Source organism: Bradyrhizobium sp. CCBAU 11357 (assembly GCF_028128865.1).
Classification (GTDB): Bacteria; Pseudomonadota; Alphaproteobacteria; order Rhizobiales; family Xanthobacteraceae; genus Bradyrhizobium.
In genome coordinates this window covers 238220-252490 of sequence record NZ_LBJW01000113.1, presented here as the reverse complement: position 1 = coordinate 252490, position 14271 = coordinate 238220, and the positions used below count along the sequence as shown (strand labels likewise).

Here is a 14271-nt window from a genome sequence, read left to right as displayed (position 1 = left end):
ATGCTGAAGACCCTGATTGATGCCTTCGCGCTGATCTCCACCTGGGAGGTCATCATCGCGATGATCGCGGCCTCCGTGTACGGCCTCGTGATCGGCTCGCTGCCGGGCCTCTCGGCCACGATGGCGACCGCCCTGCTCGTCCCCGTCACCTTCTACCTGTCGCCGATCGCGGCGATTGCGACCATCGTCGCGGCCTCCTCGATGGCGATCTTCTCCGGCGACATTCCCGGCGCGCTGCTGCGCATCCCCGGCACGCCTGCCTCCGCCGCCTATGCCGATGAAGCCTACGCCATGACGCGCAAAGGCCAGGCGGAGCTGGCGCTAGGTGCCGGCGTCTGGTTCTCCGCCGTCGGCGGCATCGCCGGCGTGCTGTCGCTGATGATCCTGGCGCCGCCGCTGGCCGAGATCGCGCTGTCGTTCTCGACCTTCGAATATTTCTGGCTGGCGCTGCTCGGCCTGATGTGCGCCACCCTGGTGGCGCGTTCCTCGCCGGTGAAGGCGATCGCCGGCATGTTCATCGGCCTGCTCGTCTCCTGCATCGGCATCGAGAATCCCGGCGGCATCCCGCGCTTCACCTTCGGCCTCACCGATCTGTTCGGCGGCATCGAGCCGATCCCGGCCCTCGTCGGCGTGTTCGCGGTGGCGCAGGTGATGCGCGCGATGCTGACGCCGGAACCACCACCCCTGCCGCGACGAAAATTCGGGAGCATCATGGCCGGCCAGTGGAGGCTGACCAAGCTCTATCACTGGCAGATGACGCGCGGGAACATCGTCGGCATCATCATCGGCGTGCTGCCCGGCGCCGGCGCCGACATGGCCGCCTGGGTCTCCTATGCAATGTCGAAGCGCTTCTCCAAGGAGCCGGAAAAGTTCGGCACCGGCCACGTCGAGGGCCTGGTCGAGGCCGGCGCCAGCAACAATGCGAGCATCGCCTCGGGCTGGGTGCCTTCGCTGCTGTTCGGCATCCCCGGCGACACCATCGCCGCGATCGCGATCGGCGTGCTCTACATGAAGGGGCTCAATCCCGGCCCGACGCTGTTCACCGAGAAGGCGTCGAGCATGTACGCGATCTATCTGATGTTCATCATCGCGAACATCCTGATGATCCCGCTCGGCATCGCCATGATCCGGGTCGCCGCCTACATCCTGCTGGCGCCGCGCTCTGCCATCATGCCGATCATCATGCTGTGCTGCGCGGTCGGCTCGTTCGCGATCGGCAACAACATGTTCGGCGTCGTCACTGTCGCCGCCTTCGGCGTGATCGGCTATGTCATGGAGGCGAACGGCTATCCCGTCGCCGCGATGGTGCTCGGCATCGTCATGGGCACCATGGTCGAGCAGGCCTTCGTCACCTCGCTGATCAAGTCCGACGGCAGCATCCTGCCCTTCTTCGAGCGCCCCGTCGCCGCCATCCTCGCTGCCATGGCGATCGGCGCGCTGCTGTGGCCGGTGATGGTGTGGGTCTGGCGCAAGGTGAAACCAGCGCACACGGTCGCCGCAACGACCCGGTGATATCGCCCGGGCGGGCCTCGCCTGCCCCGCCCGGGCGTTGTAAAGCAGGGCATGACTGAGAAGAAGGCCTCGCTCGACATCAAGACCCTCGCCAAGGAGCTTCGCGCCGGCAGTCGCGCGGCCCTCGCCCGGGCCATCACGCTGGTGGAGAGCCGCCGCGCCGATCATCAGGCGCTGGCGCGGGAGCTGGTGCAGATGCTGCTGCCCGACACCGGCAAGGCGTTCCGCGTCGGCATCACGGGATCGCCGGGCGTCGGCAAATCCACCACCATCGATGCGCTCGGAACGTATCTGATCGAGCAGGGCCACAAGGTCGCGGTGCTCGCGGTCGATCCGTCCTCGGCGCGCAGCGGCGGCTCGATCCTCGGCGACAAGACCCGGATGGCGCAGCTGTCGGCCGCGAACGACGCCTTCATCCGCCCCTCGCCCTCCTCCGGCACGCTCGGCGGCGTCGCGGCGAAGACGCGCGAGGCGATGCTGCTGTGCGAGGCCGCCGGCTTCGGCGTCGTGATGGTCGAGACTGTCGGCATCGGCCAGTCCGAGACCGCCGTCTGCGACATGACCGACTTCTTCCTTGCCCTCATGCTGCCGGGTGGCGGCGACGAGCTGCAGGGCATCAAGAAGGGCCTGGTCGAGCTCGCCGACATGATCGCGATCAACAAGGCCGACGGCGACAATCTCAAGCGCGCCAAGATCACCGCGGCCGACTATCGCGGCGCGCTGCATATCCTCAGCCCCCGCTCCGAGCATTGGCATCCGCCGGTCGAGACCTATTCGGCGCTGACCGGCGACGGCATCGCAAGGATCTGGCAGAAGGTTCTGGATCACCGCAAGGCGATGAACGCGTCCGGCGATTTCGCCGCGCGGCGGCGCGAGCAGCAGGTGAAGTGGATGTGGTCGATGCTGGAGCAGCGCATGCTGGCGCGGCTGCGCAGCGAGGCGTCGGTACGAACGAAAGTCCGCAAGATCGAGGCCGAGGTCGCCGCCGGCCATCTCACGCCGGCGCTCGCCGCCGAGCAGATCCTGGAGTTGCTGCAATGAGCGACAAGCTCCGCATTCTCCTCACCGGCTTCGGTCCGTTTCCCGGCGCGCCCTATAATCCGACCCAAGCGCTGGTGGCGCGGCTGGCGCAATTGCGCCGGCCCGCGCTCGACGATGTCGCGCTGTCGAGCCACATCTTCCCGGTCACCTATGCCGCGGTCGACCGCCAATTGCCTGAGGTGCTCGCCGCGGAAAAGCCCGACGCGCTGCTGATGTTCGGCCTCGCCGCCCGCACGCCTTACCTGCGCATCGAGACCCGGGCGCGCAACGCCGTCACCATGCTCTGGCCCGATGCCGCCAACACCCGCTCGGCTAAGCGCGGCATCGCCGGCCATGCGCACGCGATGATGTTCGGCCCGCACACGGCAAGGCTGCTGCGCGCCGCGCGCCTCACCGGCATCGACGCGCGCCCCTCGCGCGATGCCGGCGCCTATCTCTGCAACTACCTGAGCTGGCGCGCGATCGAGCACGTGAACGCGGGCGGGCCGCGGCTTGCGGCCTTCATCCACATCCCGCTGCTCGCGCGTAGCGGCGCCGTGCGCCGCAAGGGAGCGCCACGCATCACGCTGGAGGAGCTGGTGGATGCGGGGGAAGCAATGCTGATGGAGATGGTGCAATTGGCACGGAAAGCGCGGAACGCGCCGGTCTCGTAGGGTGGGCAAAGGCGCGCAGCGCCGTGCCCACCATGCATCGCTTGGGCGCTGACAATGGTGGGCACGCTACGCTTTGCCCACCCTACGGCACCGTCTCTTGCGTAAACATTTAACCCTACCGCCAACAATCCTCACGGTCCTCGCCCTGCTGCGCTACGAAACCGCTGCGGACCCCCGCGTCCGCCGGAGGACGCATCATGGACCTCAATCGCCGTCATCTCATCGGGGCTTCGACCGCCGGCATTGCCGGTGCGCTCGCCATGCCTGTTGACGCCGCGCGCGCGGCGCCGCTGACGTCGATGCTCGGCCGCGATGCCACGCAATACGGTGTGCGGCCCGGCAGCAGCGAGGACCAGACCCGCGCGCTGCAGCGCGCCATCGACGAGACCGCGCGCGCGCAAATGCCGCTCGCCTTGCCACCGGGCGTGTACCGGACCGGCCTGTTGCGGCTGCCGAACGGCGCGCAGCTGATCGGCGTGCGCGGCGCGACAAAGCTCGTCTTCACCGGCGGTGCCTCGGCGATCCAGAGCGACGGCTCCGATGCGATCGGCCTCACCGGCATCACCTTCGACGGCGGCGGCATTGCGCTGCCGACACGCCGCGGCATGATCCACGTTCTCGGCGGGCGCGATGTGCGCATCAGCGAATGCACTATCACGAGCTCGGGCGGCAGCGGCATCTGGCTCGAGCAGGTCGCGGGCGACATTTCCGGCAATATCTTCAGCGACATCGCCGTGACGGCGGTCGTGTCGTTCGACGCCAGGGGCCTCGGTGTCTGCCGCAACACGATTCTCGGCACCAACGACAACGGGATCGAGATCCTGCGCAATGCGATCGGCGATGACGGCACGCTGGTCGCCGACAATCGCATCGAGAACATCAAGGCCGGCCCCGGCGGCTCGGGCCAATACGGCAATGCCATCAACGCCTTTCGCGCCAGCAACGTGATCGTGCGCGGCAACCGCATCAGGAATTGCGACTATTCGGCCGTGCGCGGCAACTCGGCCTCGAACATCCATATCACGGGCAACAGCGTCAGCGACGTGCGCGAGGTCGCGCTCTATTCCGAGTTCGCGTTCGAGGCCGCGGTGATCGCCAACAACATTGTGGACGGTGCGGCCGTCGGCGTCTCCGTCTGCAATTTCAACGAGGGCGGCCGCATCGCGGTGGTCCAGGGCAACATCATCCGCAACCTGATCCCGAAGCGGCCGATCGGCACCGCGCCTGATGACGATGCCGGCGTCGGCATCTACATCGAGGCGGACTCTTCGGTGACCGGCAACGTCATCGAGAACGCGCCGTCCTACGGCATCGTCGCCGGCTGGGGCAAATATCTGCGCGATGTCGCGATCACGGGCAACGTCATCCGCAAGGCGCTGGCCGGCGTCGGCGTATCCGTGGTGCCGGGCGCCGGCACCGCGCTCGTCAACAACAACATGATCTCCGAGACGCCGCGCGGTGCCGTGGTCGGCCTCGATCACGCCCGTGCGGTGACGTCGGACCTGTCGGCCGACGGCGCACAACGCTTCGCGCAGCTGGTGGTCGGCGGCAATGCGGTGCGAAGGTAGGCGTGGTTGACGGCCGGGCCCCGCATCCTTCGGGGCTCCCCATGGGACGCGCTGCGTCCCATGCCTCGCGCCTCAGGATGACGGAGCGACAGGTGCGGCTGCCTCCCGTTTTGCCCTCGCGACGGAGCGTTAGAACGCGTTCCGCAGCAGCGGGTACTTCGCTTCCAGGCCGTCGAAGCTCAAGGTGAATTCGACGACGCGCTCGGGGGCGGCGACGATTTCCTCGGCGGGCGGAGCGAACTGCGGCAGGAGCGCCGCCATCGCTGCAGGCGCGGTCTTCGGCGGCTTCTCGGCAGGCACCGGCGGCCTCACTTCCGGCGCGGTGAATGGCGCGGTTGCGGCCGGCTCCGCGCGCGGCGATCTCACGGCAGGTGCGATGAACGGTGCCTTCGCAGCGGGAGCCTTGAGCGGCGGCATCTCGGCAGGCGCGGTGAACGACGGCCAAGCCACCGGCATGGCAAGCGGCGCGATCGGGGCTTCGGTGATCTCCGCGAGCACGTCGGGCTTCGGATCGAGCCTGACCGGCGTGGCGGTCTCGGGAGCGATGTGAACGGCCTTTGGCTGCAAAGTCTTGGGCTGCAAAGTCTTGGGCTGCACGGTCTGCGCCTGCTCGCGTGGTGCCATGCGGGGCATCGTCGCCGGCGACCAACCGAATGCCGGCGTCACGCTCGCGGCCGCCTCGGCGACGTCCCCGCCGGTCGCAAGCGCGCGCCAGGTCTGGACAGCGCGCTTGGCTTCCTGGATGTTTTCGAGGAACGCGATCTCGGAATGATAGCGGCGCCAGCGGCCGGTCTCGAACATCTCGGAGAGATGTTGCAGGCGCTGTTCGGCGAGAGCGCACCAGCGCGCCGCGATTTGGCGGCTGCCAGCCGCGTCGCGAACGAACTCTTGGCGATGTGTCATGAACCAGCCCGTCAGGAGAAAACACGGACGCGGGGGACGCAACGCACACGAATCAATTTAGACGCGACATGAATATTTTGTGGAAAAGTTTTGACTTGTCCAGCAACGACGCGGCATTGGTCGTCAAACACCGTAGTCGTGCGGAGAATTGCTGTGTTTTCGAGTCAAGCTTCGCACAAGCATAACGGAGTTGCGGCGCGCCGCGCGCGCGGCGGCGACCGAGGCCGGCGCGATCTTCAACCGAAAGCTGAACGGATGCGAAGCTTCAAAAAACCGGACACTTAGAGCTTCGGCTCTGATTGAATCACAACCGAAGCTCTAGATTCCGGTTTTGGCGCGTTCTCTTCACGCGAACCGGAATCCACTTCGGTCAAAAACGCTCTGAAAAGAAAAGACCCGTCCGGGGGGACAACCGGACGGGTCGAGCCATATGGGCGCTTGGGGTGGATGGGCGCTCGCGCCTGATATGACTGATGGGGAGGGATGACCGCTCCCACATCAGTTGGTCGTGGCAGCGGGCTCAACGTTCAATGCGGGGTCTGATTTTTTGACCATCGGCGCGCGCGCAAAGTTGTCGCAGCGACTATCGCGTCGCCGGCCTATCTGCCTGAGAAATCGCGCCTTTATCGGCTGTGCTCGACAGCGAGGGCTGTTCGATCGCGCGAATGCCGGGCTCGTCGCGACGCTTGTCGGCATCTTCACGTTTTGTTGTACCCGAGGCAGCAGCGACCGGCGTCGCGCTGTCGACGGGAATAGCCATGACGGCGGCAAACGCGTCGGCCTGACCGTCGCCGAAGAGGTCGTCACGCCCGGGGGAGCCGAGGTCGCGCGCGGTCTTCACCAGTGTCATGCGCAGCGCTTCCGGCTTGAGTGCGTAATTGCGCTCGAGCAGCAGCGCCGCGACGCCTGAGACATAGGCGGCGGAGAACGAGGTTCCCGACGTCATCTGGTACTTGCCGTCGGGTGCCGGCAGGAAGATGTCGACGCCGGGGGCCGCGACGGCGATGTAGTTGCCGCGGTTGGAGGCGGCGAACAGCCTGTCCTGCTGATCCGTCGCGCTGACTGCAATCACGTTGGGGTTGGCGGCCGGATAGAGCGGCGGTGATTTCGCGCCGGCATTGCCGGCGGCCGCGATCAGCACGAGACCTCGCGCGGCCGTCGCCGCGATCGCGCGCTCGATCACCGCGTCCTTCGGACCGGCAAAGCTCATATTGACGATCTGCGCGCCGTGCTCGGCGGCGTAATTCAGGGAACGCAGGATGATGTAGGACGAGCTCTCGGCGCCGCCATTGGCACCGCCGAAGGCCCGGATGGCGATGATGCGGGCCTCGGGCGCGCTGCCCATCAGACGGGCATGGGCCGCGATCGCCCCGGCGATGCCGGTACCATGGACGTGCGGTCCTTCGGCACTGCCGAGCGCGTCGAAATTGTCGGCGATGGAATTGGCGAGCTCGGGATGCCGGGCGTCGACGCCGGAATCGATCACGGCGATCGTGACGTTGGCCCCGTGCGCCAGCGTATGCGCCTGCGGCAGGCGGAGCTTTGCCAGCGCATATTGCGCAGGATCGCCCTCGGTCGTGGCAGCCGATTTCTGGTCCTGGAGCACGTAGCGGAAGTTTGGCTGCAGCGAGCGCACGCTGCCGTCGGCCGCGAACTCGCGCCGCACGGTTTCGTATGGCCGGCCATCGGCAATGCGGAACAGGCCGAACGTGGCTCCGATCAGCGGGAAATTCTCGGAAGCGAGGCGGGTCAGGCCGTGGCGACGCGCCAGCTCGTCGGCCTCGGCGGTCGACAGCACGCCGTCGATCTCGGCGACGAATTCGCCTGCGAAGCTGCGCGAAGTCAGCGCGACCGGCGTATCGTTGCCGCGCCCCTTGCCGGCGCTCTTCTTGCCAGATTTTCCGGTGCCCTCGCCGCCGGCGTTCGGCTGCGCCAGACATTCGCCGTCGGCAGCACGGTAGGGCGCGGTGCAGGCCGGATAGAGGTTCGGCGAGTAACGCGCGTAGGGCAGCACCGGCGTCGTCGGGTGGATGCGCGACGTCGTGGTACGCGGAATGGTCGCCATTGTCCGCGGGCCGCGGTCGACGCTTACCGCGCGCGCAGCGATGTTCGGGCTGACCCGCGGGGTGATGTTGGGAGAGATGGTCGGCGTGCGCGAGGGCACACTGATCGTGGGGGTGCGCATGATCGCCTGCGCCTGCGCAACCTCGACGCCGAGACAGGAGGCGACCAAAAAGGCAACGCCGACGGATGAAACGCGGATCCCGGCGCGCACCCAGCTCTCGGATTTGCCCGTCATCGGTTCAGCGGCGCGCCTACGGCGCCGCGACGGCGAGGTTGACGAACTTCTCGCGCTGCATCCTGCCGAGCAGCGAAGCGAGCTCGTCCTGGCTCATCGCCTTGTCGAACTGGAGGCGGAACATGCCGCCCTTGGCATCGCCGATGATCGAAGCCTGGTAGCTGTCGAGCAGTGCGGTGATGTCGGCGACGCGCGCCTCGGGCGTGAAGCGCACCAGCGCACGCGCCGGCGCGGCCGCGCTGCCAAGCTCGCGTGTGATCGGCGCACTGGTCGAGAGCGAGGCGGTCTGGAAGGTCGCCGGCTGCTTCTTCATCAGCACGGCGCCGATGATGCCGGCCTGCAGCACGAGCGCGACGGCGCCGAGGCTCGCCGACCAGGCCAGCGTGCGCGGCGACAGGCTCGCGAAGAAGGTCGAGATGCGCGCCGACAGCGGCAGCGAGCCGCTCGCCCGGGCCGGCTCGGCATCGATCGCAGCGAACAGCTTCTGCATCGCGCGCGCCGACGGCGCCCCCAAACTCTCGTTCAGGTGGATGGTCTCTTCGTACTCGGCGCGGATCGCGGCATATTGCCTGGCAAGCTCGGGATCGCGCCCCAGCGCTTCCTCGACACGGCGCGCATCGCGCGCGTTCAGCGTGCCGGCAGCGTGCCAGGGCAGCAGCAGTTCAATTTCACTGGGCTCTTGCTCCAGCATCTTCTTGCTCAAAGCCATCATGGCCAGCCTCGCTCAACGCCGGCTGCCTTCAGCAGTTCGGCCAGTTTCTTGCGCGCATAGAACAAGCGCGTCTTCACAGTGTTCTCCGGTATCCCGACGATTTCGGCCACCTCTTCCACGGACTTCTCGTGGTAGTAGACGAGATCGACGATTTCCCGGTGATCCGGCGAAAGGCCCGTCAGACACTCCCGCAACGCCTCACTGGTATCCTTCTTCTGCACCACCGTTTCCGGATCGTCGGACGTATCCTCGATCGCGTTGGCGGCGTCTTCGTCCAGCTCGAAATCCTTCCTGCGCCGGAGCGCAGACAGGGCCTTGAATCGGGTGATTGCCAGCAGCCAGGTGGAAACGGCGGATCGGCCCTCGAACTTGCCGGCTTGACGCCAGACGTCGAGAAATACCTCGCTGATGAGGTCTTCCGCCGCCTGCTCGTCCCGCACGAGCCTCAGTCCGAACCTGTAAACCCTGACATGGTGCCGCCCGTACAGCACCTGCATGGCAAGCCGGTCACCTTGAGCGATCCTGGCGATCAGGATCTCGTCCGAAGCCGCCTGTGTCGCGCTCAATGGCCGTCTCGCAAAGTTGGTCGGGTCGATGCGGCGGACGGTTCGACGTAGGGGGCAAAATTGTTCAACCTACCGCAATCGTACGGCGGCCTGTGTGAGCTACCCCACATACGGGCATTTTTCTCGACCCACCCGCGGTGGTCAGTGTCGCCAATCCGAATCGGTACCATAATACTAAGATATTTCCCTGCGGAATGCTCGTCCGGGCACAGGCGGCCCGGCCTCATCCGGTTCCATAGCAGCCCTGCACCACCTTTGTCGCGCCAAGCCCTGCTTTGGCTCGACCGCAGCGCACACGATACCTGATCGCCGGTAAAAATCTTCACACTGGCTTATCGCCTTGTTCCGCGCTGCACGGTTCGGATTCGTTTTCAAAGGATACCAAACCTAAAGGCTTGCCACGTAGGTTTTTACGCTGACATCCACCATTGGCGGGACCATGAGCACGGCTGCGACGTCCTTTCCGGAGAGGAATGCCGCAGAGGTCGCGGATCTCGTCCTCGCGTCCGAGACGACGGCTCCCGAGGTCAAGGTGCGCCGCGCCTGGCAGCGGCGCCAGATGTATATCGGCCAGGTCGCAAGCTACTCGCTGGGCGGTGCGGTCCTGCTGCTCTACGCCTATGACGGCGCGGTCTCCATGGGCGTTCCGACGCTGTTCTGGCTCGGCGGCCTCCTGATCATCGGGACCTTTACCGTGCTGTCGGAAGCCGGTTTCGGCGACCGTTTCGAAGATCATTACCTCACCGTCTATCAGATCGCGGCGCATATGGCGCTGCAACTGGTGTTCCTGCTCACGGTGCCGACGGTCGGGGTCGCGTTCCTCGCCGTGTTGTTTCTGATCTTCGCGTTCGGCACGCTGCGCATGACGTCGAGCCAGGCAATGGTCACCTGGGGCCTTGCCACCTGCGGGCTCACCTTGGTTTTCCTCGGATCGGACCTGCCGATCGGACTGCCGGTCGCGACCCGGCTGCAGCGAACCGCCTCGATGCTCTGCTTCGTGCTGGTGATCGGCCAGTGCGCCTTCCTCGGCCTGTTCGGCGCCACGCTGCGCAAGATCCTGTACCGGCGCAGCATCGAATTGAAGGCCGCCTATCGGCGCATCGAGGAGCTGGCCGAGCTCGACGAGCTCACCGGCTCCTACAACCGCCGCTGCATCATGCGGCTTCTCGACATAGAGATCGAAAAGTCGCGGCAGGCATCCACACCTTGCGCGATCGCGCTAATCGATCTCGACTGGTTCAAGCGCATCAACGACGCTTACGGCCATCCCATCGGCGACGAGGTGCTGCGCACTTTCGCGATCACCATCTTCGCCAACATCCGGCCGACCGACAGTTTCGGCCGCTACGGCGGCGAGGAATTCCTGCTGCTGCTGCCGGACACGTCGGGCGACGTCGCGCGCCGCACGCTCGATCGCCTGCGCGGCATCGTCGCCGATCTGGACTGGAGCGCATTCTCTCCGGGCATGCGGGTGACCATTTCCGCGGGCGTCGTGACGCTGCGCGACGCTGATACTGCCGACACGTTTCTCGCGCGCGCCGACAGCGCGCTCTATTCCGCCAAGGCGCAAGGGCGCAACTGCATTGCAACGAGCTGACCGACTTATTTTCCTCCGGTGCGACAGAAGCCGCCGCCGGCCCGAACGCTCCAGGACAGGGCAATGAGATCAAATTCCGCAAGACCATCCGAAAACCTGATCGAGGAATTGCAGGCTGCCCTCTCGCACGGCACCGTCGCGCACCGGGTGGAGACGCTGCGCCGCGTCACCGACCTCTTCGTGGGTAACGCGGTCGACTATTCCGACGACCACATCCGCGTGTTCGACGACGTGTTCCAATGCCTGATCGAGCAGATCGAGACGTCGGCCAGGGCGCTGCTCGCCGAACGGCTCGCACCGATCGCGGCTGCGCCGCCGCAGATCATCCGCACGCTCGCACTCGACGAGATCATCGAGGTCTCCGGCCCCGTGCTGTCGAAGTCGGAACGACTGGACGAGGCGACCTTGATCGAGATCGCGCGCACCAGGGGCCAGGCGCATCTCAAGGCGATCTCGCTACGGCGGACGCTGTCGGAAGCGCTGACCGACGTGCTGGTGGCACGGGGCGATGAGGACGTGGTGCAGTCGACCGTCGGCAATCCGGGCGCGCAATTATCGGAGGAGAGTCTCGCCGACCTCGTCGTCCGCGCCGAGCGCGATGACGACCTCGCCGGCTGCATCGGCCTGCGGCCTGACCTGCCGCGCCATCACTATCTGAGGCTGGTCGCCAAGGCATCATCCAGCGTGCGCAGGAAGCTCGCGGCCGCACATCCTGAGCTCGCGGACGAGGTGTCGAGAGCCGTCGAGGAAGCGGCCCAACGGGTTCGCGCCGTCACCAGGACGAAACAGACGGAGATGGCTCGCGCACTGGTGAAGTCGCTGCACGAGGACGGCCGGCTCAACGAGCTCCAGATCACGACCTTCGCCGAACAGGGCAAGTTCGACGAGACCAATGCCGGGCTCGCGGCGCTCGCGGGCGTTGCGGTCGAGACCGCCGAGACCATGATGATCGAAAGCCGTACCGAGGGCGTGATGATCCTCGCCAAGGTCGCGGGCATGCAATGGCCGAGCGTGCGCGCGATCATCGCCATGCGCGAGAAGCTCTCCGGCGGGTCGCAGACCGACATGCTGAAGCTGCGCGACACCTACGAGGGCTTGCGCGCATCGACTGCACAACAGGTCCTGCGCTTCCACCGCATGCAGAATGCGACGACGGTGGCCTGAAGCGCGAGGAGAAAGCGTCGCGCGCTTCAGCGCCGCTTTGCTTATGATCTCCCAAAAAATGCATATCCCCCGTTTGTGACGAGGGACCAGCGTTTGCGCATTTTCAGCGAGGCGCCTCCCCAGGCGATCTGCTATTCCGGCCCGCCGCCTATCGCATCGCGGATATTTTTGCCCTACATTCGCCTCGAAATTCGTGGTCGGGGGGTTAGTTGCGTCTCGTCAAGCCAATAACACGATCAGAACTCGAGCTTTGGCGTCTTCAGAGCTTTGCAGTGTGGGGGGCTTGCGTTGGTGCGGTAGCAGCTGGCCTTTCGGCCTATCTGGTTCTGTTTACCGCCCAGCCAGACCTAGGCGCAAACCTCGCACAGGATTTCCCGGTCATTGAGCCGAACTTCTCAAGCAGCGACGCGGTCAAACGCACCGAGAAGATCTTTTACGCGCTGTTCTACGGGTTCGGCACTGCGGCAGGTTTTGCGGCTCTCAGGCTCCGACCGTCATTTGAAGGCCGCTCGCTCGTTCTGTTCTACATCTCGGCGGCGATCATTGTCACGGAGCTACATCCTTTCCTGCGGGCTACGTTTGAGCCAAGATTCCAACGGCTTGCGCTGGCCGCCATTGTCGCTGCCACCTTCATCCCGTTCGTGAAGCGCATTCCAACCTTCATACACATCAAAGGCGATGCCGAGGTCAGGCCAATCAAGTTTTCCGAATTTGGATGGGTCGATGCGGGGCTGATCGCTGCACTATTGGTCCTGATCCTTCCTGCGGACGTGCGGGGCATGGCCACACGGGCCATGGTCGGCAATCATCCCGTATCGTACCTGACGGGACCGGCGCTCTATCACTTTGCAAATGGGATGGTACCGGGGCGCGACTTCCTCTCGTTCTACGGATACGGACCGCCATACCTGTTGAGCAGGCTCCTGACCGCGGACATCAACGCATTGTATGACAATTACATCAAGCTGATTGCCGCAAGCCTCGTGATCTTCCACCTGACGGCCTATTGGGTGCTGCGGGACTTTTTCCAGAGCAGGGCAATGCCGTTTGTTTTGACGGTCGTGTTTCTTGCGCTGTGTCAATACGCCGACGGCGACGCCTATGGCGGACCGTCCGCTCTCGCGATCCGATACGCATTCGTGTTCGTTGCGATCGGCATCCTGGCGCGTCTCATGGTGCAACCGTCCGGCTGGTTATTGGCGGCACTGTCTGTCGCCTGCGCTGTCTCGGTCTTTTGGAATACCGAGACCGGAATTTACACGTGGGCGATAGCCTGTGCCGCATTGTCGGTACGGCTGCTAGAAGGACGTCGGCTTTGGGAAGTCGCCGCCTTCACCGGCATGTCACTGATGTTCCTGCTGGCCTTGTTCGTTGCGGCATACGGTCCGGCTGTCCTTTCGGCGGACTTTCTGTACGCCTTCCTCGCGCCGCTGAGCCTGCACAGCTTCTCGAATTGGGTGGGGGTGCTTCTGGTCTGGCAGCCCGGATTCGGGACGCTCTACCAGATCGTCATGCCCGTGATCGCCATCGGCACCGCCGTCAGCGTCGCCGGTGCGTGGACCGGCTCGCGCACCATCGAGCGTGCTTATCTGCTGGTTCTGTCTCTCGTCGCGCTGGTCTTCATGATGAAATGGATGAACCGATCGCTGGATGCGGTATGGCAGCAAAATGCATTTGCTTATCTTGCCGTCGGCGCGTGGTGGGGCCGATCGGCATTTCGTGCCGCTCTCGGCCGAACGACGTCGCAGCTTGTCCCGGCGATATCGTTGGCGGCGATAGCCGTCGTCTCCGTCACCGTGCTTCTGGATGCCCAGGACCGGCGTCAACCCACGACAATAGGACTGCGGTCGTATTTGGAGTTCCCGAGCATCGCCAGCTTCAGATGGAGAAAGACCTCGGGGCCGGTCCAGGTGGCACTGGACTCCAGTGACATCGACCTGGTCAACAAGATCGTGCCGCGCGACGGCCGCATGCTGCTGCTGTCGGACCAGGATTGGCTTCTTCTCCCGACTCTCGGGAGGGCCCCGAAAGGCTACTTCTTGCCCTTCCGGGACACATTCAGCCGCGAGCAGGTGAACAGGAGCTTTGCAGGAGCTGACTATTTCTTTCTGGATCGCGGCGCGACACCCCAATATGCCTGGTTGAAGGAGATGGTCGAGGGGATCCTGCGGGAGCAGTTCGAGCGCTCGGAGGAATCCACCCGGTTCATCCTCTATCGCAGAAGGTCCTGACACTGGACGCAATGCGGTTCGTCAG

Annotated in this window: 11 protein-coding genes; 7 read left to right on the top strand and 4 right to left on the bottom strand. The window is 65.2% G+C overall.

The window, feature by feature from the left end; translation table 11 throughout:
• From XI05_RS37000 to XI05_RS36985, 4 genes are all read left to right on the top strand, one after another.
• Positions 1 to 1512, top strand: coding sequence for a tripartite tricarboxylate transporter permease (locus tag XI05_RS37000; RefSeq protein WP_271510923.1), 1512 nt, complete (start codon positions 1 to 3; stop codon positions 1510 to 1512).
• Positions 1513 to 1563: 51 nt separating this feature from the next.
• Positions 1564 to 2553: a methylmalonyl Co-A mutase-associated GTPase MeaB gene (gene meaB, locus XI05_RS36995; protein ID WP_271510920.1), complete on the top strand. Its 990-nt coding sequence runs from the start codon at positions 1564 to 1566 to the stop codon at positions 2551 to 2553.
• The gene (locus XI05_RS36990) at positions 2550 to 3206 is read left to right on the top strand and encodes a pyroglutamyl-peptidase I (protein ID WP_271510918.1); all 657 of its coding nucleotides are present in this window, start codon (positions 2550 to 2552) and stop codon (positions 3204 to 3206) included. Before meaB ends, XI05_RS36990 begins: the two co-directional genes overlap by 4 nt.
• A gap of 197 nt (positions 3207 to 3403) precedes the next feature.
• Entirely contained in the window at positions 3404 to 4774 is a 1371-nt protein-coding gene (locus XI05_RS36985; protein ID WP_271510915.1) for a TIGR03808 family TAT-translocated repetitive protein, read from the top strand.
• 129 nt (positions 4775 to 4903) lie between these two features.
• Here XI05_RS36985 and XI05_RS36980 read toward each other — a convergent pair whose 3' ends face one another.
• The 4 genes from XI05_RS36980 to XI05_RS36965 form a co-directional block, all read right to left on the bottom strand.
• A complete protein-coding gene (locus XI05_RS36980; RefSeq protein ID WP_271510913.1) occupies positions 4904 to 5677 on the bottom strand; it encodes a TIGR03809 family protein in 774 nt (257 codons plus the stop codon).
• Positions 5678 to 6260: 583 nt separating this feature from the next.
• Positions 6261 to 7976 (bottom strand): S8 family serine peptidase, encoded by a 1716-nt coding sequence (locus XI05_RS36975; RefSeq protein ID WP_271510912.1) that lies wholly within the window; start codon positions 7974 to 7976, stop codon positions 6261 to 6263.
• A gap of 16 nt (positions 7977 to 7992) precedes the next feature.
• Positions 7993 to 8688 (bottom strand): hypothetical protein, encoded by a 696-nt coding sequence (locus tag XI05_RS36970; protein ID WP_172784160.1) that lies wholly within the window; start codon positions 8686 to 8688, stop codon positions 7993 to 7995.
• Positions 8685 to 9254: a sigma-70 family RNA polymerase sigma factor gene (locus XI05_RS36965; protein WP_036006024.1), complete on the bottom strand. Its 570-nt coding sequence runs from the start codon at positions 9252 to 9254 to the stop codon at positions 8685 to 8687. The genes XI05_RS36970 and XI05_RS36965 overlap by 4 nt, the downstream gene beginning before the upstream one ends.
• A 439-nt stretch (positions 9255 to 9693) precedes the next feature.
• On the opposite strand from XI05_RS36965, the gene XI05_RS36960 reads away from it, so the two are divergent.
• The 3 genes from XI05_RS36960 (at position 9694) to XI05_RS36950 (ending at position 14246) form a co-directional block, all read left to right on the top strand.
• Positions 9694 to 10851 carry a GGDEF domain-containing protein gene (locus XI05_RS36960; RefSeq protein WP_271510910.1) on the top strand — a complete coding sequence of 386 codons (1158 nt, stop codon included), beginning with the start codon at positions 9694 to 9696 and terminating at the stop codon, positions 10849 to 10851.
• Positions 10852 to 10914: 63 nt separating this feature from the next.
• Positions 10915 to 12015: a DUF2336 domain-containing protein gene (locus XI05_RS36955; RefSeq protein WP_271510908.1), complete on the top strand. Its 1101-nt coding sequence runs from the start codon at positions 10915 to 10917 to the stop codon at positions 12013 to 12015.
• Positions 12016 to 12224: 209 nt separating this feature from the next.
• The gene (locus tag XI05_RS36950; RefSeq protein ID WP_271510906.1) at positions 12225 to 14246 is read left to right on the top strand and encodes a hypothetical protein; all 2022 of its coding nucleotides are present in this window, start codon (positions 12225 to 12227) and stop codon (positions 14244 to 14246) included.
• The last annotated feature ends 25 nt before the right edge of the window (positions 14247 to 14271 follow it).